The sequence below is a fragment of the Stenotrophomonas sp. SrG genome (genome assembly GCF_050031795.1).
GTDB classification, from domain to species: Bacteria; Pseudomonadota; Gammaproteobacteria; order Xanthomonadales; family Xanthomonadaceae; genus Stenotrophomonas; species Stenotrophomonas rhizophila_A.
Genome location: NZ_JBNBBE010000002.1, coordinates 182,161 through 183,463 on the forward strand (window position 1 = coordinate 182,161; position 1,303 = coordinate 183,463).

Here is a 1,303-nt window from a genome sequence, read left to right on the forward strand (position 1 = left end):
TAGAGCGGACTGTCAGTCCGCTGCTCTTCGCGGCTCACCCTGGCATAGCGCCAACGGCGCAGCCGACTAACAGTCGGCTCTACCACCTGCGGCGCGACCGGCCGCCGTTTGACCCCCGCCACGCGACCGCCCGCCGTTTGACCACTCGCCACGCGACCACCCGCCGCGTAACCACCCGCCGCGTAACCACCCGCCACCTGCGGCCCGTCACATGTCCCGACATACACTCTGGGCTCTTTCCCGGAAGGAGCAGGCGCATGAAGCAGCAATGGCAGTGGGGTGCGGCACTGGTACTGGGCATGACGGCATTGCCGGCAGTCGCGGCGATGCAGGCCAAGCCGGTGGAGTGGAAGCACGAAGGCACCACCTTCAGCGGGGTGCTGGTCTACGACGACGAAGACAACGACAAGCGCCCCGGCCTGGTGATGGTGCCGAACTGGAAGGGCGTGAACGAGTCAGCCATCGCCAAGGCCAAGCAACTGGCCGGCGACGATTACGTGGTGCTGGTGGCCGACGTGTACGGCAAGGGCGTGCGCCCGAAGACCGACGCGGAAGCCGGCCCGGTGGCGACCAAGCTGCGCAATGACCGCCCGGTGCTGCGCGCCCGCGCGCTGAAGGCGCTGGAAGTGCTCAAGGCCCAGGCCGGCAACGCGCCGCTGGATGCCACGAAGATCGGCGCGGTCGGGTTCTGCTTCGGCGGCACCACGGTGCTGGAGCTGGCCCGTGCCGGGGCGCCGCTGGCCGGTGTGGTCAGCCTGCACGGCGGGCTGGGCTCGCCGTTGCCGGCCAAGGCCGGCGGTACTCATCCCTCAGTGCTGGTGCTCAATGGTGCCGACGACAAGGGCATCAGCAAGGACGACATCGCCAGCTTCGAGCAGGAGATGAACGCGGCCAAGGTTGATTGGGAGTTCACCAACTACAGCGGTGCGGTGCACTGCTTCGCCGAATCCGATGCCAACAACCCGCCGGGCTGCCTGTACAACGAGCGGGCGGCGAAGCGGGCGTGGAAGAGCCTGGATACGTTCTTCGACGGGTTGTTCGACAAGCGGTGACGCACGCCGCGTTGCGGCGCCGCCCGACCAACGGTCGGGCGCTACCCTGGTAGGTGACGACCGTTGGTCGTCGCGCCCCCGATCAACGCGCCGCAGCCCGGTAGGCGACGACCGTTGGTCGTCGCGCCCCCGATCAACGCGCCGCAGCCCGGTAGGCGACGACCGTTGGTCGTCGCGCCCCGATCAACGCGCGGCAGCCGGTAGTGACGACCGTTGGTCGTCACCCGCGGGGATCAATGCGAGCGCTGTAA

General features: G+C 68.5%; 1 protein-coding gene. It reads left to right on the top strand.

The features are described 5' to 3' along the window. The first annotated feature begins 257 nt into the window (after nt 1–257). Nucleotides 258–1,052 (top strand): dienelactone hydrolase family protein, encoded by a 795-nt coding sequence (locus ACQG3P_RS02835; protein WP_426804131.1) that lies wholly within the window; start codon nt 258–260, stop codon nt 1,050–1,052. The last annotated feature ends 251 nt before the right edge of the window (nt 1,053–1,303 follow it).